The 26,038-nt window shown below is 61.3% G+C and carries 22 protein-coding genes, 2 tRNA genes and 1 pseudogene; 14 read left to right on the top strand and 11 right to left on the bottom strand.

All coding sequences use genetic code 11. From position 1 onward, the window contains the following. Positions 1-73: 73 nt before the first annotated feature. Positions 74-625 (bottom strand): OmpA family protein, encoded by a 552-nt coding sequence (locus QWE_RS23105; protein WP_006728603.1) that lies wholly within the window; start codon positions 623-625, stop codon positions 74-76. Between the two features lie 75 nt (positions 626-700). Further along, positions 701-1,195: a DUF1203 domain-containing protein gene (locus tag QWE_RS23100; RefSeq protein ID WP_040300914.1), complete on the bottom strand. Its 495-nt coding sequence runs from the start codon at positions 1,193-1,195 to the stop codon at positions 701-703. Between the two features lie 166 nt (positions 1,196-1,361). Between QWE_RS23100 and QWE_RS23095 the strand changes: the two genes are divergently transcribed. Beyond that, on the top strand, positions 1,362-2,276 hold the full coding sequence (locus tag QWE_RS23095; protein ID WP_006728601.1) for a DUF4344 domain-containing metallopeptidase: 915 nt from the start codon (positions 1,362-1,364) through the stop codon (positions 2,274-2,276). A 9-nt stretch (positions 2,277-2,285) separates the two neighbouring features. Here the strand turns inward: QWE_RS23095 and sseA are convergent, their stop codons facing one another. The 7 genes from sseA to QWE_RS23060 form a co-directional block, all read right to left on the bottom strand. After that, a complete protein-coding gene (gene sseA / locus QWE_RS26000; RefSeq protein WP_006728600.1) occupies positions 2,286-3,710 on the bottom strand; it encodes a 3-mercaptopyruvate sulfurtransferase in 1,425 nt (474 codons plus the stop codon). Positions 3,711-3,737: 27 nt separating this feature from the next. Next, positions 3,738-4,469 (bottom strand): alanyl-tRNA editing protein, encoded by a 732-nt coding sequence (locus tag QWE_RS23085; RefSeq protein ID WP_006728599.1) that lies wholly within the window; start codon positions 4,467-4,469, stop codon positions 3,738-3,740. Between the two features lie 19 nt (positions 4,470-4,488). Next, positions 4,489-5,526 (bottom strand): cysteine synthase A, encoded by a 1,038-nt coding sequence (locus QWE_RS23080; protein ID WP_006728598.1) that lies wholly within the window; start codon positions 5,524-5,526, stop codon positions 4,489-4,491. A 257-nt stretch (positions 5,527-5,783) separates the two neighbouring features. Then, complete coding sequence (locus QWE_RS23075; protein WP_006728597.1) at positions 5,784-6,188, bottom strand: hypothetical protein; 405 nt, start codon at positions 6,186-6,188, stop codon at positions 5,784-5,786. Positions 6,189-6,423: 235 nt separating this feature from the next. Then, on the bottom strand, positions 6,424-7,869 hold the full coding sequence (locus QWE_RS23070; RefSeq protein ID WP_040300913.1) for a cryptochrome/photolyase family protein: 1,446 nt from the start codon (positions 7,867-7,869) through the stop codon (positions 6,424-6,426). Positions 7,870-7,974: 105 nt separating this feature from the next. Further along, the gene (locus tag QWE_RS23065; RefSeq protein ID WP_006728595.1) at positions 7,975-8,202 is read right to left on the bottom strand and encodes a hypothetical protein; all 228 of its coding nucleotides are present in this window, start codon (positions 8,200-8,202) and stop codon (positions 7,975-7,977) included. 186 nt (positions 8,203-8,388) lie between these two features. After that, positions 8,389-8,463 (bottom strand) — tRNA-Asn (locus QWE_RS23060). A gap of 164 nt (positions 8,464-8,627) precedes the next feature. Here QWE_RS23060 and QWE_RS23055 point away from each other — a divergent pair. From QWE_RS23055 to exoR, 9 genes and pseudogenes are all read left to right on the top strand, one after another. Beyond that, on the top strand, positions 8,628-8,909 hold the full coding sequence (locus QWE_RS23055) for a hypothetical protein (protein ID WP_006728594.1): 282 nt from the start codon (positions 8,628-8,630) through the stop codon (positions 8,907-8,909). A 154-nt stretch (positions 8,910-9,063) separates the two neighbouring features. Then, positions 9,064-9,288, top strand: a complete 225-nt coding sequence (locus QWE_RS23050; RefSeq protein WP_157790750.1) for a hypothetical protein — start codon at positions 9,064-9,066, stop codon at positions 9,286-9,288. A 128-nt stretch (positions 9,289-9,416) separates the two neighbouring features. After that, a tRNA-Cys gene (locus QWE_RS23045) sits at positions 9,417-9,490 on the top strand. 211 nt (positions 9,491-9,701) lie between these two features. Further along, positions 9,702-10,370, top strand: a complete 669-nt coding sequence (locus tag QWE_RS23040) for a protein-L-isoaspartate O-methyltransferase family protein (RefSeq protein ID WP_040300912.1) — start codon at positions 9,702-9,704, stop codon at positions 10,368-10,370. A gap of 196 nt (positions 10,371-10,566) precedes the next feature. Beyond that, entirely contained in the window at positions 10,567-11,535 is a 969-nt protein-coding gene (locus tag QWE_RS26080; RefSeq protein WP_040300891.1) for a DUF2497 domain-containing protein, read from the top strand. A 114-nt stretch (positions 11,536-11,649) separates the two neighbouring features. Further along, entirely contained in the window at positions 11,650-14,580 is a 2,931-nt protein-coding gene (locus QWE_RS23030; RefSeq protein ID WP_006728590.1) for a valine--tRNA ligase, read from the top strand. 434 nt (positions 14,581-15,014) lie between these two features. Beyond that, positions 15,015-15,930 (top strand): annotated as a pseudogene (locus QWE_RS23025) (outer membrane protein transport protein). Between the two features lie 232 nt (positions 15,931-16,162). Beyond that, positions 16,163-16,444 carry a hypothetical protein gene (locus tag QWE_RS25030; protein WP_085942958.1) on the top strand — a complete coding sequence of 94 codons (282 nt, stop codon included), beginning with the start codon at positions 16,163-16,165 and terminating at the stop codon, positions 16,442-16,444. A gap of 62 nt (positions 16,445-16,506) precedes the next feature. Beyond that, positions 16,507-17,268 (top strand): exopolysaccharide production regulator ExoR, encoded by a 762-nt coding sequence (gene exoR / locus QWE_RS23020; protein ID WP_006728589.1) that lies wholly within the window; start codon positions 16,507-16,509, stop codon positions 17,266-17,268. A gap of 74 nt (positions 17,269-17,342) precedes the next feature. On the opposite strand, the gene xth is transcribed toward exoR, so the two are convergent. Beyond that, positions 17,343-18,128 carry an exodeoxyribonuclease III gene (xth, locus tag QWE_RS23015; protein ID WP_006728588.1) on the bottom strand — a complete coding sequence of 262 codons (786 nt, stop codon included), beginning with the start codon at positions 18,126-18,128 and terminating at the stop codon, positions 17,343-17,345. 5 nt (positions 18,129-18,133) lie between these two features. After that, complete coding sequence (gene erpA, locus QWE_RS23010) at positions 18,134-18,466, bottom strand: iron-sulfur cluster insertion protein ErpA (protein WP_006728587.1); 333 nt, start codon at positions 18,464-18,466, stop codon at positions 18,134-18,136. A 197-nt stretch (positions 18,467-18,663) separates the two neighbouring features. Here erpA and QWE_RS23005 point away from each other — a divergent pair, with 197 nt between their 5' ends. From QWE_RS23005 to nagZ, 4 genes are all read left to right on the top strand, one after another. Continuing rightward, positions 18,664-19,881, top strand: a complete 1,218-nt coding sequence (locus tag QWE_RS23005; protein WP_006728586.1) for a deoxyguanosinetriphosphate triphosphohydrolase — start codon at positions 18,664-18,666, stop codon at positions 19,879-19,881. Positions 19,882-19,941: 60 nt separating this feature from the next. Beyond that, on the top strand, positions 19,942-21,702 hold the full coding sequence (argS, locus tag QWE_RS23000) for an arginine--tRNA ligase (RefSeq protein ID WP_006728585.1): 1,761 nt from the start codon (positions 19,942-19,944) through the stop codon (positions 21,700-21,702). A 65-nt stretch (positions 21,703-21,767) separates the two neighbouring features. Further along, positions 21,768-24,833 carry an SPOR domain-containing protein gene (locus QWE_RS22995; RefSeq protein WP_006728584.1) on the top strand — a complete coding sequence of 1,022 codons (3,066 nt, stop codon included), beginning with the start codon at positions 21,768-21,770 and terminating at the stop codon, positions 24,831-24,833. Positions 24,834-24,960: 127 nt separating this feature from the next. Continuing rightward, on the top strand, positions 24,961-25,989 hold the full coding sequence (gene nagZ, locus QWE_RS22990) for a beta-N-acetylhexosaminidase (protein WP_040300889.1): 1,029 nt from the start codon (positions 24,961-24,963) through the stop codon (positions 25,987-25,989). Positions 25,990-26,038 lie beyond the last annotated feature (49 nt).

The raw sequence follows: 26,038 nt of genomic DNA, 5'->3' as shown, positions 1-26,038 counted from the left end.
TGTTCCTCGTGCCGGAAGCATCTGTCCCTCGACGGGAGGGCCAGAGCGCTGGCCCTCACTGACGCGCACAAGATCAGCGGATGAAGTCGTCAATACGGCGCAGCGTGACGCGTCGGTTACGCCATTCCGACCGCTCAGTCGGGATCAGCAGGTAATCTTCGCCATAGCCAACGGTTTCGAGCACGCGCGAGGGAATGCCGAATTCGCGGACCAGAACCATTTTGAGCGAGGCAGCCCGGCACTCGGACAGGACCTGATTGGAATTAGCAGACCCGACCGCATCCGTATGGCCCTCGATCAGGAAGCGAACCGCGCGCCGGCGACGCAGCAGCTGTTCCATGGCGCGGGCGATCTGCTGCACCTTTCGATATTCCGAACGCGGAATATCCGCTGAGCCTGTGGCGAAGTTGATCGCCTGGATATCGATCGAGGGGGCTTGGCGCCGAAGCTCCGGCCGCCGCTTGAACTCGTCGATGGTGACCCGGTTCCGCGGGGCGATCTGCCGCTGCGGAGCGGCATCCAGCCGCCGCATGATCATGTCTTCCGTGGGGGCCTCCTGTGCGAAGCCGACGACCGGCGACGCAATAGCGCCCCCTAAAAGTGTCAGAAACAGACGTCGCTGCATGTCATGTCCTCCGTTCTGCAGTGTGCTTTAAGTTGGGATGCCATGACGCGAATGAACTTCGCCTGAAGCCAACGCTTAGCTCCCGTTCATCCTCTCGTGGTCTTCGCTCCGCTCAATCCGGCACTGGTAACAATTGTTGCGCGCCGATCGCACATGGACATAGGCGATGGCGGGGTTGGCAAGCAATGCGCGAGCCCGCGCGATTATGGCCTCAGTCGGAACCACTCCACCGCTGCCGTAGACGATCCGGTCGTCCGTGCCATAGCCGCGCACGATGTAGTCGGGGCTTCCCAGCATCGGCGGCAGGACGTCGCTTGCTTCATATCGCGGGCAGGCGTCGGCATGCAGGAAGATCGGTCCGGTCTCGGCATAGGGCTGGAGCGTCGGAAAAGGGCGATAGGCGAGCGTCAGATAGGCCTCGCCTTCGGCAATGTCGCCGAGGCAATGACGGCAGGGATAACCGCCGGGGGAGATACGACGCTCGGGCGTGAGCCCGTAGGCGTCGGGGGCTCCCTGACGATAGGCTGCAGCCTGTTGCGAAGACATGGCGAGAAAGCGGAGATCGGACATCATGGAAGCCTCATGTCGACGGTTGAGATAGTCCACCTTCTGTCACTGAGGCATCTGCGGCCACCCGATCCCTGCGTGCGTCCGTGCGGTCAGAAATGGTGCTTCTCTCTCGCTTAACCTCTGCTGTAGATAATCGGCGAGCTATCAGGGGTTCGGGGTCTCTCACATGCTGTCAATCAAGTCTGTCGCCGCGGTCACGCTGGCATCCGTTGCCGCATGGCTGTTCCAGCCATCCACAAGTGTTCGGGCCGAGGAGCTGACGGCCGAACAGGTCGAGGAAGGCCAGCGTTTCGTCGTCAACAACGCCATCTTCATCCTCTTCCACGAGGCCGGCCACATGCTGGTCTCCGAGCTCAACCTGCCGGTTCTCGGCCGCGAGGAGGATGCCGTCGATGCACTTTCCTCCGTGCTGCTGCTCGGTGCCGAGGACGAGGACCTCAATACGACCATGCAGGATGCGGCCGATGGCTGGTTCCTGCTCGACGAAGCGAATGAGGACGGCCCCCAGGAAGACGACTTCATGGGCACCCATGGCCTCAACCGGCAGCGTGCCTATGCGATCGTCTGCATGATGACCGGCGCCAATGCCGAGTTCTTCAAGGAGTTTGCCGACTCGCTCGAATTTCCGGAAGAGCGCCGCCAGGAATGCGTTTTCGAATATCAAAGGGCCCGTGACAGCTGGATGAGCCTGCTCGCCGCCAACATGAAGGACGGCGCGAAAACGAAATTCGAGGTCACCTATGAGCCGGCCGGAAACGAGGACCTGCAGGGTTTCGCCGATCTCTTGAAGTCCGCAAGCGTGCTGGAGACGATCGCGACCGTCTTCGGCGAGGGGTATGACCTCAAGGACGGCATCAAACTGACCGGCAAGACCTGCGGCACGGAAAACGCCTTCTGGTATGCCGGTGACCGCGAGATCACCTACTGCTACGAGATGGCCGCCTTCCACGCCGGTTTGATCGCCAACTGGTTCGAGAACCAGGCCGCTGGCGAAGAGGATCCGGATGGGGAGGACGGAGCTGACGAGGCTTCCGAGGAAGAAACGGAAGCCACCAGCGTCAAGTTGAAGAAGAAGGAATAGACGACGGCATCAGCCGTCGCGCTTGATCAGGGCGAGCAGTTCCTGATCGGTGAGCGGATCGACCAGAGCGTCATAGGTGCCGACAGGCGAGAAGCCGAACTGCTGGTAGAGCTGCAGCGCGCGCGGATGGTCGAGCGAGTTGGTGGTGACGGTGACCGTCTTCGGATTGCTCGCCCAGGCCGCGTAAAGACACTGCAGCAGGAACCACTTGCCGATGCCAAGCCCGAGCGCATGTTCGAAGAGGCCAAAATAGGAGAGCTCGACGAGATCGCCGTTTTCCTGCGACAGCTCGTAGAAGCCGGCCGGTGCGCCATTTACATAAAGAACCGAGATCGACACCTTCGGTGCGTGGATGATTGCCTTCAGCTGCTCGTCGGGCAGACGCAGGCGCTCGTACCAGTGCCAGCGGGCACCCACCTGGCGGTGCAGGAAGCGATAGAAGGACAGCGGGATTTCATGCGTGCGCATGATGGCCGTCTGGATATTGACGGGCACCGGCAAGCTGGATTTCGGCGGCGCCGTCATTTCGAGCCGGGTGACATGGGCAGTCAGCGGCCCTGATGTCTTCGATTCGAGCGGCGAAGCATCCCCCGTCACGACAGGCGTATCGCTCTTCGAGCCCCATTCCGACCAGGAGCCGTCATAGAGCGAATTGTCGGTATGCCCGAGGCTTTCGAGCGCCAGTGTCACGACGGCTGCCGTCACACCGGATCCGCAAGACGTCACCACCGGATTGTTGAGATCCACGCCGGCATTGGTGAAGATCGAGCGCAGGGTCGCCAGATCCTTCAGGTGGCCGTTTTCCGAGAGCGATGATGCAGGCACGCTGCGGGCACCCGGAATATGGCCGGAACGCATGCCTTCGCGCGGTTCCGGCTCCTCGCCGGTGAAGCGACCGGCGGGGCGGGCGTCGGCAATCTGCTTGTCGCCCTCGTCGGCAATCGCCGACATCTGGTCGAACGAGGTGATCCTTGAACGGTCGAACTGCGCCTCGAAGGTAACAGGTGCTGGTTCCGGCAGGTCGGTCTCGAGCTTCCGGCCTTCGGCCTTCCAGCCGTCGATACCGCCATCGAGCACGTAGACGCGGCGCGCGCCCATGACGCGGAACATCCACCAGACGCGGGGCGCCGAAAAGAAGCCGGGGCCGTCATAGACGACGATCGTGTCCTCGGCCGAAATGCCGAGCTGGCCGACTGCCTGGGCGAAGAAGGAGGGCGAGGGCAGGGAATGGGGAAGTCCGGTCGTGGTATCGGCAATCACGTCCTGGTCGAAGAAGACCGCACCCGGAATATGACCGGAGGCATATTCGACGGCCCCGTTGCGGCCTTGGGCTGGAAGATACCAGGAGGCATCGACAAGTTGGAATCCGGGTGCCCCGAGGTTCTTTTCGACCCAGTCCGCCGACACGACGAAACGGCTTTTCTCACCGGACATGCACTTCTCCCGTAGTTTCCTTAGGGCTCAGGCGTCCGGGGCTCCAAAGCGAATGCGGAACCGGCGGTTCTCCTTGCCCTTCTTTTCGATCTTGGCGATATGAATCGCGCCGACCTCCTGAGTCTCGGAAACATGTGTGCCCCCGCAGGGCTGGCTGTCAACGGCGGAGTTCTCGCCAATACAGACAAGGCTGACGCGGCCGAGGCCGACGGGCGGCCGCACATTCTTCGACTTGACGATGCCGGGATTGGCCGCGAGCTCGTCGTCGGTGATCCACTGGAGATAAACGGGGTGATTTTCGCCGACGAGCTTCATCAGGTCTGCCGTCACCTGGTCCTTGTCGATTGTCTCCGACATGTCGAAATCGACGCGACTTTCCTCCTCGCCGACGGCAGCCCCCGTGATCGGATAGGGGCAGACGACGGAGAGAAGGTGGCAGGCGGTGTGCATACGCATCAGCCTGTAGCGGCGCTGCCAATCGACATGCAAAACGAGCTTTTCGCCAATGGAGGGCAGGGGCTCACCGTCGAGAGGGCGATGCAGGATGATATCCTTGGTGGGGCCGTGGCGGGTCTCGGCAAGCTGAATGCGGCTGCCATCTTCTCGCTCGAGGAAGCCGGTATCGCCCGGTTGGCCGCCTGAGGCCGCATAGAAACAGGTCTGGTCGAGCTCGACCGCGCCGTCTTCATGCACTGAAGTCACCACCGCCTCCGCCGTCGAGAGATAGAAATCGTCGCGGTAGAGGGCGATGGTGGTCATGGCAGTGCTTTCAATGATGTCAGACGGTCTCGAACGGCAGGTCGAAGGCGACGCGCTTTTCGAGCCAGGTCGGGACGGGCAGGTTTTTCGAGCGCAGGAAGTCCGGGTTGAACAGCTTCGACTGGTAGCGATTGCCGTAGTCGCAGAGGATCGTCACGATCGTGTGGCCGGGGCCCAGTTCCTTCGCGAGACGAATGGCGCCAGCAATGTTGATGCCCGAGGAGCCGCCGAGGCAGAGGCCCTCGTTTTCGACGAGGTCGAAGACGATGTCGAGCGCTTCGGAATCGGGAATTTGATAGGCGAAATCGGGCTTGAAGCCTTCGAGGTTGGCGGTGATGCGGCCCTGGCCGATTCCCTCGGTGATCGAGGAGCCCGAGGACTTGAGCTCACCGTGCCGGTAATATTCATAGAGTGCCGCACCCTCCGGATCGGCAAGACCGATCTTCACGGATGGCTTCATGTTGCGAAGGCCGATACCGGTGCCGGCAAGCGTGCCGCCCGAGCCGACGGCGCAAATGAAGCCGTCGACGGCGCCACCGGTCTCATCGAAGATTTCCTTCGCCGTCGTTGCAATATGGGCGTCGCGGTTGACGGTATTGTCGAACTGGTTCGCCCAGATCGCTCCGTTCGGCTCGGACTTCGCAAGCTCCGCAGCAAGCCGGCCGGAGATCTTCACATAGTTGTTCGGGTTCTTGTACGGGACTGCAGGGACTTCAACGAGTTCGGCGCCAAGCAGTCTCAGCGCGTCCTTCTTCTCCTGGCTCTGGGTCTCCGGGATGACGATCACGGTGCGATAACCCAGCGCCTTGGCAACCAGGGTCAGCCCGATGCCGGTATTGCCGGCCGTGCCTTCGACGATCACGCCGCCGGGGCGAAGCAGTCCGCGCCGCTCGGCGTCGCGGATGATGAAGAGGGCGGCCCGATCCTTCACCGACTGGCCGGGATTGAGGAATTCGGCCTTGCCGAGAATGGTGCAGCCGGTCGCCTGCGAGGCGCCCTTCAGCCGGATGAGGGGCGTATTGCCGATCGCCTCGAGAACGGAGGGGTGAAATGCCATGATGCCTGCCTTTTTTGTCTGACGCGGACACTAGAACCAAATGCGCGGGGAAGAAAACCGGGACGCCGCGCAAATTTGTCCTTCTGGGCAAGATTCTGCGGGGCGGCGGTCAGCGCGAAACGTGAACCGGTCTTTTCCGCCTGAGGACAGGCAAAGGCAAGGAATGGCTTTTCGCGTGGCGGCAAAGGGAGGGAAAATGCGTTCGGGGGCCGACACTGCGTCACGGTCAGGCCGGCTCCCGGTGGTCGAGGTCCGATCTATTCGGCAGAGCACCAGCGGTACTGATCGGTCATTTCGAGATTCTCATTCTCGCGCTTCAACACGAATTCCCGATTGTTCAGCATCTCCAGGCGGCTCTTATAGTCGGTGACCGTTGTCGGCAGAATGCTCCAGGAACGGTGGTAATAGGAGCAGCTCTCGTCGAACTGATAGACGTTTCCGGATTGGGTCACGTTGCTCAGCGTGCAGCTGGTCTTGGCGCTCTTCACGCCCTTTCCGTCATAGATGAACAGCATCGAACCCTTCGGATCGCTGCATTCATGCTGGGACTGGACGTAACGTCCATGATCGATCGGCAGCAGGTCGTTTGCGACGACGGGCATGGCAAAGGAGGTTGCCAGCGACGCGAGGGCGAGGGGCGGGATCAGATTGGGGAAATGCATGCTTCTCAGTCTCTTGTACTCGTAAAGGTCGATTGGAACGCCTGGACGCTCCATCGCAGTTTGGTAGTGGGTTCGCCATAAGTCAGGCGATATCAACCGGTTGCCGGTTGCACCGGATTGTGGTGATTTCTTGGACGGCCCCGCCAAAGCTGTTGACGACAGCCGCCGGTTGTTGCTCCGGCCGGCCGGGTCAGGTCCGTCTCCGCCAATCGCAATGGAGCGCGGGAAAGAGGGTTTACTCCGTCTTCAACCCCTGGAACGCGGCCATCGCCGCATCCCTTGCCTTGCCGTGATCGACAATGGGTTGCGGATAGGTCTTGCCAAGGCTGACGCCGGCCTCCTTCAGAACCGCGAAGGGCGCGTCGAAGGGCTTGTGGATGAACTTGTCCGGCATGGCCTTCAGCTCCGGCACGAAGCGTCGGACATAAGCGCCCTCGGGATCGAATTTCTCGCCCTGACTGATCGGATTGAAGATGCGGAAGAAGGGGGCGGCGTCCGCGCCGGAACCGGCAACCCATTGCCAGCTTGCAGCATTCGACGCCGGGTCGGCATCGACGAGCGTGTCGCGGAACCAGCGCTCGCCTTCCCGCCAGTCGATCAGGAGATCCTTGATCAGGAAGGAAGCAACGATCATGCGCACACGATTGTGCATGAAGCCCGTCTGCCAGAGCTGGCGCATGCCGGCATCGATGATCGGATAGCCGGTCTGGCCTTTCCGCCACTTTTCGAGCAGGTCCGGCGCGTGACGCCAGGGGAAGGCATCGAACTTGGTGTTCCAGTTCTTGGTCGCGAGATCGGGAAAATGAAAGAGCAGGTGATAGGAGAAATCGCGCCAGACAAGCTCCTTGCGGAAGTGGATGTAGTCCTCGCTCGAATAGGAGTCCGACAGTCCTCGCGTCGCATGCCAGACGGAGGCGGGCGAAATCTCGCCGAGCGCGAGGTGCGGCGATAGCATCGAAACATGCGCTTCGCCGGGAAAGTCGCGGCGGGTGCGATAGCCCTTGAGGCCGGATGCGATGAAATCGGCGAGGCGCTTCCTGGCACCGTCTTCGCCGGGCTGCCATTCGCTTTCAAAGCCTTTCGCCCAGTTCGGCTTGGTCGGCAACAGATCCCAGTCCGAAAGTTTCTCACTCTTCGGCCAATGCTCTGGGGCGGGCAGGGCCTTGGGGGCCGGGATTGGCTCTGGCGGTTCGCCGGATCCGTCCAGTGCCTTCCAGAAAGGCGTATAGACACGGAAATGCCCGCCGGCCCCGGTCTTCAGCTTCGTCGGTTCGTGCAGGATCTGGCCGGCAAAGGTGCGCACCTCGATGCCATCAGCGATCAGTTTCGCCTTCAAGGCCTTGTCGACTGAGATGCCTGAGGGATCGTAACGGCGATTCCAGAAGACGGCCGAAGCGCCAGTCTCGGTGATGAGATCCGAGAGCGCGGCGTCCGCGGCGCCGCTGCGTAGCACGAGACTGGCGCCGAGCGCGTCGAGTGACGCCGACAAGGCTTCGAGCGAATGATGCAGCCACCAGGCTTGCGCCGCACCAAGCGGTCCGGTGCCGGCGTGCTCCGGCTCCCTTATATAAAGAGGGACTATGCGAAACCCCTCGTCCACCGCTGTTGCAAGCGCGGCGTGGTCGGAGATCCGGAGATCCTTGCGGAACCAGAGGATGAGCGTCTTGGCGGATTGCGGCATGCGTTGTTCTTCTTCGTTGGCTTTCAAAGCCATACGAAGGGTCACCGCGACAAGATCACGCTGTCGTCACAAATCTGGGTTTTGGGCCGCGACGGAAAGCGGCGCTCAGGCGGCGGAGCGCGCGGGGGCGACCCGTCGGGCCTGTTCGGCCCGCAGCATGGCCATGATTTCCTGGGCATTTTCGCGGACATAGAGGCGATGCAGCTTTTCGGCGACCGGGGCGGTGGTCAGCAGGCACGTGTAGCCTTCTCGCTCATACCAGCGGAAGTCCACCACATTGTCCATGTTGACATAGAAGGGAAAGCCGTCCCCATCGTGAAGCTCGAGCCACATCGGCCGTCCTCCTTGCATTCTTATTCGTATGAGAAGGGAAATAGCAGCCAAAGGTGAAGAGGGGGTTTCGGAACCATTGCCGGAACGACCACCCAAGATCTTGTAGGTCTAAGGTCTGGCAAACAGCTGAGATGCCCGGAATCAAAAAGCCCGCTGCCTTTGTGAGGCGCGGGCTTCGGAATGAGATGGCTCCCCGGGCCGGATTCGAACCGGCGACCTGTCGATTAACAGTCGAATGCTCTACCGCTGAGCTACCAGGGAACAGCCGCTTGGCGCGGTGTGAGCGGGGTAATACTGATGCTCGCTCCGTTTGCCAAGCGGTTTTTCAAAAAAAATGTCATCGTCTTGTTTTTATTTGTGGGCTCACCATCTGGAGGGCGGTGGGAAAGGGGCCCAAAACCGCCGAAACGCAGGGAGTCTCGTGAATGCCAGAACGTCGGTATCGGCTCGACCAGCAGCGAGGTCGCCTTGTGCTCGGCAAGCTCGAAATCCCCGTTCCCCGTTCGAGGGCCGGTCGAATCGTGACGGGAACGGCGCTAGTGGGCGGTGGCTTTCTGGGCTTCCTGCCGATCCTCGGCTTCTGGATGCTGCCGCTTGGCCTGATCGTTCTCTCTCATGACCTACCGGCCGTACGCCGCCGTCGGCGACGCATGACCGTCTGGTGGAGCCGCCGCAAGGACACGCCGCGCCCCGGGCGCGAGGACTGAGGCACGCGAAGGAGCACATGTCATAGTGAAATGACCTGATAGTTCCAACCCGATACGCTGGGCGGACTCAAACGGGATACCGAACACGGCAGTTGTCGTCTGGTTCCCGGAAAGGTCAAACGACATGAGCATATTCATTCAGGCGGAGAGTTCCTTGATTCTGACGCCGAGAGATTTTCACATTATTGATCACGCGATGCGGGCGGTCGAGCCGGCTAAGCCCGCTTACTCCGATGACGGCCACCGCGAAGCAGTGGGCAAGGCCGTGATCCGGCTTTATACATCCGGCATGACGGATCCCGGACGATTGGCAGAAGCCGCGAGCACCATGGCCGCAACGCGCCTGCTCGATCGTCGTCGCTGGCGGGCGGACTGCTGACGAAATCGGGCGGGGAAGGGCGCCTCCGGGCATCCACAGGGGCGCCGCGAGATTTGATGAATTTCCCCTTGCGCTCACTCTCGATCCGTTCTAAATGCCGCCCACCACACGCACTTTTCTACTCGGATGGCCTCGTGGCGGAGTGGTGACGCAGAGGACTGCAAATCCTTGTACCCCGGTTCAATTCCGGGCGAGGCCTCCATCCGAACTCTCCCCATAGATACAATAGACAGTATACTGTCGGCATCGGCTATGTCGTCTTCGCGCGTTCTGCAAGAGCGACTGCGTCGCTTGGCGGCCGCGATATTCTCGTGTGCGAGGGGAAGACCGGCTTGAAAGCGCCTCGCCCTGCAATTAAAGACACGGGTGGAATGAGCCGCTATGGCCGGTCGACACGGGGCGCGAATGAAATGATGGATTACGCAGCAGCACGCACCAAGATGGTGGACAACCAGATCAGGACGACGGACGTCACGTCCCATTCCGTGCTGACCGCCTTCCTCACGGTGCCGCGTGAAGCCTTCGTTGCAGCCGAGCTGAAGCCGCTCGCCTATATCGATGAGGACATGCAGGTGGCACCGGCCGCCAATGGCAATCCGGCGCGTTACATCATGGAGCCGTCGCCGCTCGCCAAGCTCCTGCAGCTGGCCGCCATCACCAAGGATGACCTGGTGCTTGAGATCGGCTGTGGCGCCGGTTATGCGGCAGCGCTCCTGTCGCTGCTTGCCGGTTCCGTGGTCGCGACCGAGAGTGACGAGGCGCTCGTGGCCAAGTCGACGGAAACGCTCTCCGAACTCGGTTATGACAATATCGCCGTCGTCTCCGCCAAGCTGGAAGACGGTTATGCCGCAGAAGCCCCTTATGACGTGATTTTCGTCAATGGTGCTGTCGAGGAGCTGTCGGAAAGCCTGCTGGCACAGCTGCGCGAGGGTGGTCGTCTCGTGGCCGTCGTCGGTTACGGCAATGCGGCCCGCGCCCGCCTCTATGTGAGGAACGGTGGCATCACCTCCTATACCGAATATTTCAACGCCGCCGTGAAGCCGCTTCCGGGCTTCCGCAAGGCCGCCGAATTCGTCTTCTGAGGCGCAAGGTTTTCACGACAGTATCCAAGGCCCGCCACGTGCGGGCCTTTTCGTTGTTGCGCAACAAAGCTGTGCATCACGGCAATTCATTCTGCGCACGTGATTTTTTTCGGCAAGCGCGTATCCTAGGGTGAGCGCGAATCGGCACGAGGACAGATGTCCCGGCCGAGAATTTCTGAGGACAACGGGGATTAGTATGGCTCAGCCTAGCGTAGCGCGTGAACCGTCCATGGAAGAGATCCTGGCATCCATCCGCCGGATCATCGAAAGCAATGATCCCGTGAACGGTGGAAGCCTGACGCAGGACGCAGCATCCCTGTCCGACGACCAGGGCGAGAGCGACGAGGACATGGGCTATGACGGCGGCGAATTCGTCGCTGCCAACGATGCCGGTTCTGCCTTTCCCCTGTTTCCGCAGCGCGACATGGAGCGCGCCGAAGCCGAGCCGCGTCGTGAGCCTGTCCTCGAGCAGGTTTCGGAAGCGCCCAAGAGCGTGTCGCTCGCCGATCTCGCCGCCCGTGTGCGGTCCGCATCCGAGCGCACGGAACGCCCAAACCCGCCGCAGCTGTCCAACACGACCGCGCATGTGACGGTCTCGCAGCCGCGTCGCGACAGCGAGTTTTCGGCTGAGGATGCGCAGAACAGGGCTCCGGCGCCGATGATGGCGACGCGTCTATCCGAGATGCGTGACCAGCAGTTGCGCCCCACGATCGCCGCCGAACCGGTCCAGGCACCAGTGCCGCGTGCCGAACAGGAAGCCGAGCGCCCCGCAGAACCGTCGCCGATCGCGCGCATGGCCCATGTTGAGGTTCGCGCTGAACGCAGGGAGCCGACCTTCCTGGAGCCCGCCATGGAACAGGAGGAGCCATCGTTCGAGGTGGACATTCAGGCGGCCTCCGACGCCACCGATATGCAGCAGAAGGCAGAAAATGAGGGACGGGATCTGACCGCCCTTGTTTCCGCCGCAACCGTTGAGCAGGTTTCGCGTTCCTTCTCCGAACTCGCCGCCGCCTTTGATGGCAGCGAGCGTCGCTCGCTCGACGAGGTCGCAGAAGAAATGCTGCGCCCGATGCTGAAGGACTGGCTCGACGACAATCTGCCGACGCTGGTGGAGCGCCTCGTGCGCGAAGAAATCGAACGCGTCGCCCGCGGCCCGCGACGCTGATCGAACTCCCTTTGGGGATCATGGGCCGCTCGCAAGAGCGGCCTTTTTTATTGACTCGCCATGGGCTGTCCTATTTACAACCCAACATCCAGAACTCGAAAATCCGGTCGGAAAATGCTCGAAAAGACCTATGATTCAGCCGCCGTCGAACCGAAAATCGCGAAAGCATGGGAAGACGCCGATGCGTTTCGTGCTGGCGCCAACGCGAAGCCCGGCGAGGACACCTTCACCATCGTGATCCCGCCGCCGAACGTCACCGGCTCGCTTCACATGGGTCATGCGCTGAACAACACGCTGCAGGACATCATGGTCCGCTTCGAGCGCATGCGCGGCAAGGATGTGCTGTGGCAGCCGGGCATGGACCATGCCGGCATTGCGACCCAGATGGTTGTCGAGCGCAAACTTGCCGAAAACGGCCAGAACCTTTCGCGCCGCGACATGGGCCGCGAAGCCTTCATCGAGAAAGTCTGGGAGTGGAAGGAAGAATCAGGCGGCCTGATCTTCAATCAGCTGAAGCGCCTCGGCGCCTCCTGTGACTGGTCGCGCGAGCGCTTCACCATGGACGAGGGCCTGTCGGCAGCCGTTCTCGAAGTCTTCGTTACGCTCTACAAGGAAGGCCTGATCTATCGCGGCAAGCGACTGGTCAACTGGGATCCGAAGTTCGAAACCGCGATTTCCGATCTCGAGGTCGAGAACAAGGAAGTTGAAGGCCATATGTGGCACTTCAAATATCCGCTCGCCGGTGGTGAGACCTACACCTATGTCGAGAAGGATGAAGACGGCAACGTTACCTTCCAGGAGGAGCGCAACTACATCTCGATCGCGACGACGCGGCCTGAAACCATGCTCGGCGATGGCGCGGTTGCTGTTCATCCGTCGGATGAGCGTTACGCCGCAATCGTTGGAAAGCTTTGCGAGATCCCGGTCGGGCCGAAGGCGCATCGCCGCCTGATCCCGATCATCACGGACGAATATCCGGATCCGAAGTTCGGCTCCGGCGCCGTCAAGATCACCGGCGCCCACGACTTCAACGACTATCAGGTCGCGCGCCGCAACAAGATCCCGCTCTATCGACTGATGGACACGCAGGCGAAGATGCGCGACGACGGCGAGGACTATGCCGTTTACGCAGCACGCGCGCTGGAGATCGCCAAGACCGGCCATCTGCCGAACGAGGCTGAGGTCGACGATATCAATCTGGTGCCGGACGAGTATCGCGGCCTCGACCGCTACGAGGCCCGCAAGCGCATCGTCGATGCGATCAATGCGGAAGGCCTCGCGGTCACCGTCAAGGATGCCGAAGGCAACGACGTGCCCTTCGTCGAGAATAAGAAGATCATGCAGCCCTTCGGCGATCGCTCCGGCGTCGTCATCGAGCCGATGCTGACCGACCAGTGGTTTGCCGATGCCAAGACGCTGGCCGAGCCGGCGATTGCTTCGGTTCGCGAGGGCCGGACCAACTTCGTTCCGAAGAACTGGGAAAAGACCTACTTCGAGTGGATGGAAAACATCGAGCCCTGGTGCATTTCGCGCCAGCTCTGGTGGGGCCATCAAATCCCGGCCTGGTATGGCCCTGACGGTCAGGTCTTCGTCGAGAAGACCGAGGAAGAGGCGCTGCATACGGCGATCCAGCACTACATCGCCCATGAAGGCCCGTGGAAGGCCTGGGTCGAGGAGAAGCTCGAAAACTTCCAGCCCGGCGAGATTCTGACACGCGACGAGGATGTGCTCGATACCTGGTTCTCGTCTGCGCTCTGGCCCTTCTCGACGCTGGGCTGGCCGGAGGAAACGCCGGAGCTGGCGAAATATTACCAGACCGACGTGCTGGTCACCGGCTTCGACATCATCTTCTTCTGGGTTGCCCGCATGATGATGATGGGCCTGCATTTCATGAAGGACGAGGACGGCAATCCGGTTGAGCCCTTCCACACGGTCTATGTCCATGCGCTGGTTCGCGACAAGGCCGGCCAGAAGATGTCGAAGTCGAAGGGCAACGTCATCGACCCGCTGGAACTGATCGACGAATATGGTGCGGACGCGCTGCGCTTTACGCTCGCGATCATGGCAGCCCAGGGGCGCGACGTGAAGCTGGATCCTGCCCGCATCGCCGGCTACCGCAACTTCGGCACCAAGCTTTGGAACGCCACGCGTTTCGCCGAGATGAACGGCGTGAAGGCCGATCCGGCATTCCTGTCGGAGACGACGTCGCTCGCCATCAACCGCTGGATCCTGACGGAGCTTGCCCGCACGGAAGCCGAGGTGACCGAGGCCATTGAGGCCTATCGCTTCAATGATGCCGCGGGCAGCCTCTACCGCTTCGTCTGGAACCAGTTCTGCGACTGGTATCTGGAACTCTTGAAGCCGGTCTTCATGGGCGAGGACGAACAGGCGAAGAAGGAAGCGCAGGCTTGTGCGGCTTATGTGCTCGAGCAGACCTACAAGCTGCTGCATCCCTTCATGCCCTTCATCACCGAAGAGCTTTGGGCCCATACCGCAGCCGAGGGCGTCGCTCGCGACACCTTGCTCTGCCACGCCGACTGGCCCACGCCGGAGTTTTCGGACGATAACGCGGCTGCCGACATCAACTGGCTGATCGACGTGGTCACCGGCATTCGCTCGGCTCGTTCGGAGATGAACGTACCGCCGGGCGCGACGGCTCCGCTCGTCGTCGTCGGCGCCAATGGCGTCACGAAGGATCGCCTGATCCGCCACGATGCGGCCATCAAGCGGCTCGCCCGCGTCGAGGCGATCAGCGTGGCTGATGTCGCGCCGAAGGGCGCTGCCCAGATCATCGTCGGCGAGGCGACCGCCTGCCTGCCGCTGGGTGCCCTGATCGATCTCTCGGCCGAGAAGGCCCGTATCGAAAAGGCGATCGCCAAGGTCGACCAGGAACTGGGCCGCATCGCCGGCAAGCTTGGCAACGAGAAGTTCGTCGCCAATGCCAATCCGGAGGTGGTCGCAGCGGAACGCGAGCGCCAGCAGGAGCTAGAAGTGCAGAAGGCGAGCCTTTTGACCGCGCTTTCGAGAGTTATCGAGGCAGGTTGATCTGTCCACATCTCAGGAATGAAATTCTAAAGGCCGGATTTCGCATCCGGCCTTTTCTTTTTGCGCCGCACCACGGTCAGACAATTGCTTTGCTATCTTCCATATCGATTCTGACCGTTATCTTGTTGCTAATGCTCGATTTGCCTGCAGCCGCGAGGCGAAATGCATAAATTTCGCCCAAATCGATGATCGGCAAAACTGTGGCGTGCGCGCAACGCACGATGCCATCCGTAAAATCGTTTTCTTAAAAACAGGAGTTTTTGGTGGTGTCTGAGAATATTTGACCATGGCTGCGGCATTTTGACGTGCGCGTAAGGAACGTTACGTAAAAATTTCTGCAAGGGAACATTCCTGTGATGCCGATCACCGGATTGCCATCCGGTCGCACATGTTTAGTATGCCAAATCACAGTTTTGCCTGAATTGGGGAGAGATATGGCGAACCATTTGATGAAGACAACGGCCCTGGGCCTGATCGCAGCATGCGCATTCGTGGGAGGCGCGCAGGCAGGCGGTCTTGAGCGTGGCGGTTACAACATCGACCTTCTGTTCGATCCGGGCCAGTATGTGTTCGAAAGCGGCGTGACCTATGTTGCGCCTGACAGAACTCTGAAAAACGTAAGAGACACAGACACATCGAACCCAGCGGGCACCAGCCCGAACGGCGGCGGCAACCTGAACGATCGCTCAAATTCGGTCGGTGAGACCGAGAGCTATTTTGTTCCTCGAGTTGGTTTCAAGGCGAACCTTACCGAGGGTGTTGACTGCATGGCGGACTATTCCCAGCCATGGGGAGCTCACACCAAGCCTGGTACCAATTGGGCCGGCGCAAACCATAACGTCGAGACGAAGGTTAACAGCCATAACTACTCGCTGACATGCTCCTACAAATTCGACGTGGGTCCGGGTCAGATGCGGATTATCGGCGGCGGCTTCTATCAAGAGGTCGATGGGTTTAAAGAGCGAGTTGTCATCGACCCTCGGGTACTTGGTGCTTTAGGTTTGACTGGAAGAACGGGTATCGGTCGCCTCGATCTCGAAGGCGATGGCTATGGCTGGCGCATCGGAGCAGCCTATGAGATCCCTGAATACGCTCTCCGGGCCAGCCTCGTCTACAACAGCCAGGTCAAACTGGATGACATCACGGGCACGCTGGATCTTCGGCACCGGTGTTTCCTACACGCCGACAGAGAATGTTGAGTTCCGCCTCGCGGGTGCCGTAAGCCTGCTGACGTCGGGTAGTTCGGGCCAGATCACCACTGGTGGTGAAACCTATGGCCAGGACGTCTCCTATGACTTCGGTACCGACCTCGCAGCCGCAGTCTCGACCTCGCTCAAAGTTCGCTTCTGATCTCTGCGCAATCAAATCGATCGAAGCCCGGCTTGTCCGGGCTTCTTTCGTTTGTGGGCCGGGCTGCGGTTTTTCAGCTTTCCGGAATGTGATGATTCTGCAACATCGCGTCTATCGTTCCCGCCGGACCGCGCAACGGGCAAATTTGTCCATTTCCCGCCACAAACAAAGAGCACCGGTGTTTCAAGAAACGGCGGGGGCTGTTTCAGGTGGGTGGTGTTAAGAGTTTCACATGAGCCTCTGGGGCGAAAAATCGGTGCTGATAGCAATGACTTCGGTCGCTTTTGGGGAGCGGTCAGACTGTCTCGAAGGGAAATTGGATGGGGCGCGATCGATCGCCCCGGTCTTGCCGGAAATCGGGTCTAGTCTCTTTCCCATGCAGACGAAAACACAAAAGAGCGGTGACGGAAGCTCTGATCGGGCAACCAGTCATGAACCGTCTATTCATCGGTTGGATGTATTCTTCAAATCGGGCGCAGGTGAACTCGCCGCACAAGCGGGGCGAGGCTTCTGATGTCCATGATGACTTGGAAATTGTGCGGACCCATGCGTCTCGGTGACTGGAAGACTTCGGCAATGCTTCTGACGGCAGCTCTTCTGCTGTCCTCGAGCCCGTCCGCCCGCGCGTTCGACATCAATACCGGCGTGAGCAAGGAATCCGGTCCCTTTGATCTCTTCAAGTTCGGCTTCAATGCCTACAAGAAGGGCCAGAAGGAAGAGGCCGTCGAGGCCTATCGTTACGCAGCGGAAAAGGGTCATACCGGCTCGCGCTGGGCGCTCGCCAACATGTATGCGGCCGGCGACGGCGTCGTCGAAAACGACTTCGAAGCCTTCAAGATCTATGCGGAGATCGCCAATCAGGGTGTCGAGCCGGGTTCGGCGGATACTGGGTTTTTCGTCAATGCGCTTCTCTCGCTCGCCCGCTATTACCGGCAGGGCATCCCGAACAGTCCCGTCAAGGCGGACCTCGCCCAGGCCCGGCAGATCTATTTCCAGGTGGCATCAACCTTCGGTGTGCCGGAAGCGCAGTTCCAACTGGCGCGCATGATCCTTGCCGGCGAAGGCGGCAGGGTGAATGTCCAACAGGCCAAGAAGTGGCTGAACCTGGCGCGCAAGAGCGGCCATGCCGGTGCCATGTCGATCTTCGGCAATGTGCTTTTCGAAGAGGGGCAGACGGTACGTGGACTGGCCTTCCTGACGGCGGCCCTGGAACGGTGCAATCCCAAGGATTGTCCCTGGATGCAGGATCTGCAGGAGCGGGCTTTCTCGCTGGCCAATGAAGAGGATCGCCGCGTGGCGGTCGCTCTCGCGCCCGAAGTTTTCGAGCAGGCCGACTGAACTGTTTAAGCCAAACATGGATATGAAAATGGGCGCCTCGGCGCCCATTAGTCTGTCTGCGATCCGCAGCCGCCTCAGAAGGCGAAATGCCCGACGACCGGTACGTGGTCGGACGGCTTTTCCCAGGCGCGCACATGTTTTTCGATCGCTGTCGAACGCAGTCGGTCGGATGCCTCGGGCGAGAGCATCAGGTGGTCGATGCGGATACCATTATTCTTCTGCCAGGCACCTGCCTGATAGTCCCAGAAGGAAAATAGCGGCGTCTCGTCATTCGTTGCACGCACGGCATCGACGAAGCCGAGATTTTCCAGGCGCCGAAAGGCGGCCCGTGTCTGAGGCAGGAAGAGTGCATCCGTGACCCACTGGCTCGGGTCCTTGGCGTCATGAGGTTCGGGAATGACATTGTAGTCGCCGGCAAGGATCAGCGGCTCTTCAAGCGCCATGCGATCGCGCGCAAAGGCCTCAAGGCGTGCCATCCACGCGAGCTTGTAGGGATATTTGACCGGGTCGTCGGACGGATTGCCGTTCGGCAGGTAGAGCGAGACGACGCGCACGACACCGCCCTCGACGGAAAACACGCCTTCGATGAAGCGCGCCTGCTCGTCTGTCTCGTCACCGGGCAGGCCGCGGTTCACTTCGTCGGGCTTGATCTTCGAAAGCAGCGCAACGCCGTTGAAGCCCTTCTGGCCGTGGGTCTCGACGTGATAGCCGAGCGCCTCGATTTCAGCTCGCGGAAAGCCTTCATCGACCGACTTGATCTCCTGGAGGCAGGCGATGTCCGGATCGCTATCCTTCAGCCACTGGCACAGGTTCTCGATACGCGCCTTGACGCCGTTGATGTTCCAGGTGGCTATTTTCATCATGCTCATACGGAAAAGCTGGTGCCGCAGCCGCAGCTCGCCACCGCATTGGGGTTCTTGATCTGGAAGGACTGGCCGAGCAGATTGTCGACGAAGTCGATTTCGGAGCCAGCCATATAGATGATCGACATCGGGTCGATCAGCACGGTGGCGCCGTCACGGCTTATTATGATGTCGTCGCCCGCGGGTTGGCCATCCAGGTCGAACTTGTAGGAAAAGCCTGAACAGCCGCCGCCCTCGACGGAGACGCGAAGCGCCGACTTCTCGGCATCAGCGGCAACGATCGCGGCGATTCGCCTCGCAGCGGCTTCGGAAAGGGTAACGGTTTCGGTGCTCATTCTGCCTCCTGCCGGGTTCAAGGCCCGGTGAAAACGGTTCAATTCGGCGCAAATCACCACATTGTCACGCAATTGCGCGACTTTTGATCCGGCGAGGCGGCCCGAAGACCCTTCGGAACTCGCATCGCCTTGCGGCTTTGTCCGCTATAGGTATGAAGGCACAAGAGTTGCGTCAATGGGGAGCAAGCGGCACGCGCATGACGATCGATCAAGCAGCATTGGGTTTCGGGACCGGAGAACGGGCGATCTATGCGACCAATCCCTGGGCGAGCCGCGGCCGTCTCTTCGAGGAAGGCGGCAGTCTCACCCGCTCCGAGTTCCAGCGCGACCGTGACCGCATCGTCCACACCACCGCCTTTCGCCGCTTGAAGCACAAGACCCAGGTCTTCATAGGCCCCGATGGTGACCACTATCGCACGCGTCTTACGCATACGATCGAGGTGGCCCAGATCGCCCGTGCTCTCGCCCGCGCCCTGAAGCTCGACGAGGACCTGGCGGAAGGCGTGGCGCTTGTTCACGACTTCGGCCACACGCCCTTCGGTCACACGGGCGAAGATGCGCTGCACGAGGTGCTGAAGCCCTATGGCGGCTTCGATCACAATGCCCAGTCGCTGCGCATCGTCACCAAGCTGGAACGTCGCTACGCCGACTTCGACGGCCTGAACCTGACATGGGAAGCGCTCGAAGGCCTAGTAAAGCACAACGGACCGCTGCTGACAAAGGACGGGCAGGGCACCCGCGGCCCGGTTCCGCAGCCGATCCTCGATTATTGCGAGATCCATGATCTGGAGCTGGCGAGCTTTGCCGGCCTGGAAGCGCAGGTCGCGGCAATCGCCGACGACATCGCCTATAACACCCATGACATCGATGATGGTCTGCGCTCGGGTTACCTGACCTTCGAGATGCTGGAAGACGTGCCCTTCCTTGCCGGCCTGATGAAGGAGGTGCGCGACCGCTATCCGCATCTCGATCCCGACCGCTTCACCCATGAGATCATGCGCCGGCAGATCACCCGCATGGTGGAAGACGTGATCGGCGTGGCGCAGGATAGGCTGAAGCAGGTCGAACCGCAGAGTGTCGAGGAGGTGAGGGCGGCCCCCATGACCATCGCCACCTTCTCCGATCGAATGGCCGAGACCGACAAGGCGATCAAGAAACTGCTCTTCAGTCGCATCTACCGCCATCCCGACATCATGCGCATCCGTGCCGCCGCCGCCGAGATCGTCACAGACCTCTTCACCGCCTATATGAACGACCCGAAGCTGATGAAGAGCCACTTCTGGGTCAACCATATCTCGGGCCTCAATGATGGTCAGAAGGCCCGCCATGTCGGCGACTATCTGGCCGGTATGACCGACACCTATGCGGTGCGAACGCATCGCGAGCTGTTTGACCGGACTCCCGAATTGCGATAGGCAGCCGACGAAATTCTTCAGGAAACGCCGGGGCTGAGCTCCGGCGCGCAGGGACACGCCATGAACCTTTTCGCCGATTTCGAAATCCGGATCAAAGCAGCGCTCGACGAGATCGAGGCGGTGCGCGAGAAGCGCGACAGCCTCGACTTCAACCGCATCGTCGTCGAGCCGCCGCGTGATCCGAGCCATGGCGATGCCGCAACCAATGCCGCCATGGTGCTTGCCAAGGGCATGGGCATGAACCCGCGCGCGCTCGCCGATCTGATCGGTGAGAAGCTGAAGCAGGATCCCGATATTGCCGAAGTCGGCGTCGCCGGTCCGGGTTTCATCAATATCCGTCTTTCGGTGCCTTATTGGCAGCGTCTGCTGGCGACCATGATCCGTCAGGGGACGGATTTCGGCCGCTCCACGGTCGGCGCCGGCCATAAAGTCAATGTCGAATATGTTTCGGCCAATCCGACCGGCCCGATGCATGTCGGTCACTGCCGTGGCGCCGTCGTCGGCGATACACTCGCCAATCTGCTCGGTTTTGCCGGCTACGAGGTGACCAAGGAGTATTACATCAACGATGCCGGCGCGCAGATCGATGTGCTCGCGCGCTCGGCGTTCCTGCGCTACCGCGAGGCGCTCGGTGAGGATATCGGCGAGATCCCGGCCGGTCTCTATCCGGGCGACTATCTGGTGCCGGTCGGCAAGGCGCTTGCCGATGAGTACGGCACAAAGCTTTACGGCATGCCGGAAGAGGACATGCTGGCCATCGTCAAGGAAAAGGCAATCGATGCGATGATGGTGATGATCCGCGATGATCTCGCCACGCTCAACGTGCATCACGACATCTTCTTCTCCGAGCGCACATTGCATGCCAATGGCGCCGCCAAGATCCGCACCGCCATCAACGACCTGACCTTCAAGGGCCATGTCTATCGCGGCACGCTGCCGCCGCCGAAGGGCCAGCTGCCTGAGGATTGGGAAGACCGCGAGCAGACGCTGTTCCGCTCCACCGAAGTCGGTGACGATATCGACCGTCCGCTGATGAAGTCGGATGGCTCCTACACCTATTTTGCTGCCGACGTCGCCTACTTCAAGGACAAGTTCGATCGCGGCTTCTCCGAGATGATCTATGTGCTCGGCGCCGACCATGGCGGCTATGTGAAGCGGCTAGAAGCCGTCAACCGCGCCGTCTCTGAAGGCAAGTCGAAGCTGACGGTGCTGCTCTGCCAGCTGGTCAAGCTCTATCGCGACGGAGAGCCGGTGAAGATGTCGAAGCGCTCGGGCGACTTCGTGACGCTGCGCGAAGTGGTCGAGGAAGTCGGCCGTGATTCGGTGCGCTTCATGATGCTCTATCGGAAGAGTTCCGAGCCGCTCGATTTCGACTTTGCCAAGGTGACCGAGCAATCGAAGGACAATCCGGTCTTCTACGTGCAGTATGCCCATGCCCGGTGCATGTCGATTCTGCGCCAGGCGAAGGAGGCTTTCCCGGACCTCGACATCGAGCAGCTCGATCTGGCCAGTGCCGTAATGGGACAGATAGAAGATCCGACGGAGCTCGCATTGATTGGCAAGCTTGCCGAATATCCCCGGATCATCGAGGCAGCAGCACTGTCGCAGGAGCCGCATCGACTTGCATTTTACCTGCATGATCTGGCAAGCTCGCTCCATACTCACTGGAACAAGGGCAAGGATTCGCCCGAATTACGCTTTGTTAACGATAAACATAGAGAATTAACCATCGCCAGGCTTGGGCTGGTGCATGCTGTCGCCTCCGTGTTGAAGTCGGGACTGGCCATTACTGGCACCGAAGCTCCGGTAGAAATGCGATAGTATCGTCACCAATTCCCCACATTGCGCTGGCAGGCGTTGAGTCGCGTGAGTGAGTGGAACAGGTAATGGTACAGAAGCAGGCTGCAAACAGCATTCGATCGCAGGGCGACGGTTTCGCGGATGATGATCCGTTGGCTGAACTCGCCCGCATCGTCGGGTTCGATCAGCCGCTGAAGCGTGAGCCGGTTGTCTCGCTTCCGCAGGTGCCGGACATGGGGTCGGCCGAATTCAATCTCGAAGACGAATTGATGCGCGAGTTCGAGGGCTATGAAGCCTCGCCTGCGCCGTCTGTCTATGCTCCGCCGCTGTCTGCTCCCGAGCCGGTGGTCGCACGCCCGGCGCCAGCCCTTGTCGAGAGCGTCCCTGCGACCCACTATCGCGAGGAGCCCCGGTTCGAGCCGGAGCCTACGGTTTCCTATTCTGCGCCGCAGGCCGCCTACGAGCCGGAGCCGGTCGAATACCCGGAGCCGGTCTCCTACGTCGAAGATCCCTATGTGTCCGACATGGATCTGTCCGTCGCTGATGACCCGGAGCTTGGTCGTGTCGATGAAGCGCCTGTCGAGGCGCGGATCGAGCCGGAGATCGCCCTTGATCTCGCCGACGAACTCGAATTCGCTGTCGCTGATGCCGATGTGCATCCGGTAGAGCATATGGCGCCTCAGCAGCCGACCCAGGCCGAGACGCCGCGGCTGCGGCTGCCGCTCGCGAATTTTTCTGCCCAGCCGGTCCGACGCCCCGAGCCTCAGCTTGCAGTCGAGCCGCCGCGCGAAACCTCAGCATTTGATCTGCCGGACTTTGATGCGCCAACCGCGCCCTCGATTTCCGTCGCGCAGGAGCCGGTGGCGCTCGATTTCGGCAAGGCAAGTTTCGACTGGGCCTCTGGCCCTGTTGAGCCCATTCCGGCAAGCGCTCCGATAGCGGAGCGGATCGAACCGGTTGTTGCTCCGGCCGTTTCTGCTGGTTTCGATGACTTTGCCTTGGAGCCCGAGCCTCGTGCAGCCCAGCCGGTCGCAGCACCTGCTCAACTACAGGCGGCTGCTGCTGTCGAGCGCGACAATGCCGAGTTCAGCTTCGATTTCCTGAACGAACTGTCGATCGACGAGGATGTAGAGGTTGCGCCCCAGGTCGCAGAGCCTGTCGCTCAGCGCGCTGCCCCTGTGGTTGCCGAGGAGGAATTCGATCCCTTCCAGGATCAGGAATTCGATCTGCAGCTCGACGATATCGAACTTGATCTTTCGGAGCTCGATGTCGCGCCGCAGAAGCCTGCGCCACAGCCTGCGCCGGTCGTAAGTTCGGCTGCATTTGCGGCTGCTGCTGCCCCAGCGGTCGCGCCGGCCCGGGTTGAGCCTGCGGTGACAACGGCACCATCATACGCTGCTGCGCCTTCGGTGCCTGCCTATGTTGCTGCACCAACCGTTTCGGCTTCCGCCTTCGCTGCGGCCGTCGCTCGTCCGGCGGTCGAAAACCAGGTTCCAACGCCAGTTCAAGCAAGCGCGCCTGTGCGCCCCGCAACGCCGGTCGACGACAGCTTTGCGTTCGATCCGTCCGAGATTTCCGAGCAGGACGATCTGCTGGAAACCCTGAGCGGCATGGATGTGCCGGACGTGCCGGTGGCTGACGCACGCCCCGCGCCGGCGACCCAGCCGGACTACGACATCGATATCGATGCGGAACTCGCAACCTTGTTCGAGGAGCCCGTGGCTCCGGCAGCACGTCAGCCGAACGCAGCGTCAGTTAGCCGCGTTGCTGCAGCAGTTGCACCGGCAACTGCCGTGGGTGCCCGCGCGCCTGCCGCGCCGCTTGACGATTTCGATGCCTTCGAGAAGGCGCTGGAGGAAGATTTCCGCACTTCGATGACTTCGTCGGGTGCTCTGGAACCTGAAAGCCGCGGCCACATCACCATTTCGGGTGAGGGCCAGGGCTTCCGTTTCCGTAACATCAAGCCCTACCTGATGGCCGGCACGGCCGTGATCGTGCTGCTCGCTGGCGCGGGTGGCCTCTATGCCTGGCTTGGAAGCGGTGCCGTCGGCACGCTGACCGGTGGTGAGCCGCAGGTGATCGCTGCCGACAAGTCGCCGGTCAAGATCGTTCCGGACGATCCGGGCGGCAAGTCCGTCCCGAACCAGGATAAGGCCGTTTATGATCGTGTGGCCGGCAATGGGGTCGAGGATCCCAAACAGCCCAGTCTGATCTCTTCGGAAGAGCAGCCTGTCGACGTGGTCCAGCGCACGCTGATCCCGGAAACGCTGCCGATGGATGGTGGAAGCGAAGCCCTGGCCACACCGGTCGGCGAAACCGAGGATCCGCGTCTTCTGCCGGACGGCCAGTCGCCGCAGGCAGCCGCGGAAGACCCGGCAACGATCACGCCGCGCAAGGTGCGCACGATGATCGTTCGTCCCGACGGTACGCTGGTTGCACAGGAAGTCCCGGTCGAATCGGCTCCGGCTCCGGTCCAGACGGCGTCCGCGCCTTCGTCTCAGCCGGCAGCCGACGCGCCGGTGCTCGCGCCGCCGAGCGTGCCGAACAGCAATGCCGGTGATACCGTCAGAACGGTCGACACCCGCCTCGTGACCCCGGATGGTGCGACCGATGCGTCGGCGACTGCGCCCGCAGCCACGGCGACCGCTGCAGCTGAACTCGCCGCCGCAACCCCGGTCGCGGCAGAGACGGTATCGGCTCCGACCGATGCGACCACGTCGCGCGCACCGGTCCCGACGACCCGCCCGGCAGACCAGCCGGTCAATGTGGTCGGCACCGTGACGGAACAGGGCAATCTTCGCACCTCTGCTCCGGCTGCGACTGCACCGGCACAGCCAGCCGCTCAGGCTGAGGTTGCTGCCGCATCTCCGGCCGCAGCAACGCCTGCACCGGCTTCGACTGCGCCGGCTGGAAGCTTCGGCGTTCAGATCGCATCCTTGCCGTCCGAAGCCGACGCACAGAAGAGCTACCGCAGCCTGTCCTCCAAGTTTGGCAACGTGTTGGGTGGCAAGCCCTGGGAAATCCGTCAGGCGGACATCCCCGGCAAGGGCACCTTCTACCGCGTCCGCATCGTCGCAGGCTCCAAGGATGAAGCTGTGGCGCTTTGCGAGCAGTATCGTGCCGCCGGTGGCAGCTGCCTCGTTTCGCGCTGAGCTCGGCCCTGATTTTCAGATCTTGAAGAGGCGGAACCGCGTGTTCCGCCTCTTTTCTTGTGTATGAGGGGCTGTGGCTCTCCTCCGGTCCCTTCGGCTTTTACGTCCCCACCGATATGGTCTTCCCATGACAGCACAGTCCCGACCCGCCAAAGCCATGATCCTCGGTTGCCTCGGCCAGCGCTTGAGCGCCGACGAGAAGGCCTTTTATCGCGATGAACAGCCTTGGGGTTTCATCCTCTTCGGTCGCAATATCGGTGAGGCCGAGCAGGTCAGGGATCTGGTTGCCGAGATGCGCGAGACCGTCGGTGGCGGAGCAGAAGTGCCGGTCCTGATCGACCAGGAAGGGGGCCGTGTGCAGCGCATCCGCGAGCCAATCGCGCCGCGTTATCCTTCCGGCGCCGATCTCGGTGCGCTTTATGACCGGGACGCTGCGAAGGGTCTTCGCGCCGCCTGGCTTATGTCGCGTCTGCATGCCTTCGATCTCTATCGCCTCGGAATCAATGTCGATTGCCTGCCCGTCCTAGACGTGCCGATCCAAGGGGCAAGCAATGTCATCGGCAATCGTGCCTATTCCAACGACCCCAATGTCGTCGCGAAGATCGGACAAGCGGCAGCAGATGGTCTCAAGGCTGGCGGCGTCCTGCCGGTTATGAAGCACATGCCGGGTCACGGTCGCGGCATGGCCGACAGCCATCACGAGCTCCCGGTCGTCACCGTACCTCGCGCCGAACTCGAGGCGCATGACTTCGTGCCCTTCAAGGCGCTGGCCCAGGAGTTGATGGGCATGAGTTGCCATGTGGTGTATACCGACATCGACCCCGATCATCCGGCCTCGACCTCGCGCATCGTCACCGAGGAGATCGTGCGCAAGGCGATCGGCTTCGAGGGGCTGCTGATGTCCGACGATATCTCGATGAATGCGCTGGAAGGCACGATCGGAGAGCGGGCAGTGCGCATCGCCGCTGCCCTCGATGTTGTCCTGCATTGCCATGGCCATATGGACGAGATGAAAGCCGTTGCGGCTGCCGTGTCCGAGCTGTCCGGCAAGGCACGGGAGCGTGCCGATGCCGTGGAAGCAGCTTTCGTCGGCCCGGACGCTTCCGACGAGCAGGCGCTGCGCGACGAATTCGCCAACCTCATGGCGGTGGCCTGATGGTGCGCGGCCCTGTCCAGCCGACGGTCCTGAACCGGCCCTCCCAGGG

This window comes from Agrobacterium albertimagni AOL15, from assembly GCF_000300855.1.
GTDB classification, from domain to species: Bacteria; Pseudomonadota; Alphaproteobacteria; order Rhizobiales; family Rhizobiaceae; genus Allorhizobium; species Allorhizobium albertimagni.
Note: the sequence above shows the minus strand (reverse complement) of the source record. Positions and strands in the feature narration are given on the sequence as shown.